General features: G+C 72.0%; 1 pseudogene. It reads left to right on the top strand.

Annotated features, from left to right (window positions below):
• A pseudogene (locus tag BZL64_RS34980) lies at positions 1-529 on the top strand (amino acid adenylation protein); the annotation flags it as partial.
• Positions 530-670: the final 141 nt, after the last annotated feature.

Genomic DNA, 670 nt, shown 5'->3' with positions numbered 1-670 from the left:
GTCCGGGTTCGTGCTGCTGGGGGCGGGGGCGCTGGCGGGGCTGGTGTCCATGGCCGCGAAGTGGCTGCTGGTGGGGCGGCACCGCGGCGGGGAGCACCCGCTGTGGAGCGGTTTCGTGTGGCGCAACGAGCTGGCGGACACCTTCGTCGAGGTGGTGGCGGTGCCGTGGCTGGCCGGTTTCGTGCCGGGTACGCCGGTGCTGTCGGCGTGGCTGCGCGGGCTCGGCGCGCACATCGGCAGGGGCGTGTGGGTGGAGAGCTACTGGCTGCCGGAGACGGACCTGGTGACGCTGGAGGACGCGGCCACGGTGAACCGCGGCTGTGTGCTCCAGACTCACCTCTTCCACGACCGGATCTTGCGGACGGATACTGTGGTCCTCCGTGAGGGTGCCACGCTGGGCCCTGGCGGGANNGGCAGCACGGTCGGGGCCCGGACGACCCTGGGTCCCGCGTCGCTCGTGATGGCCGCGGAGTCCGTCCCGGACGACACCCGCTGGCTCGGAAACCCGATCGAAGCATGGCGTCCCTGAACGCCTGCCCCTTCGAACCGGACGACGGCACACCGGCGAGGAGTGGCAGTACGGCGCAGGGAGCGGACGCGGAAGTGGCAGTTCAGCAGGCAGGTGGGCCGGACCCGTACTTCCCGGCCAACGGTGATCCCCGGTACCGGG

It is taken from the genome of Streptomyces bobili (assembly GCF_002154575.1).
Taxonomy (GTDB): domain Bacteria; phylum Actinomycetota; class Actinomycetes; order Streptomycetales; family Streptomycetaceae; genus Streptomyces; species Streptomyces bobili.
Note: the sequence above shows the minus strand (reverse complement) of the source record. Positions and strands in the feature narration are given on the sequence as shown.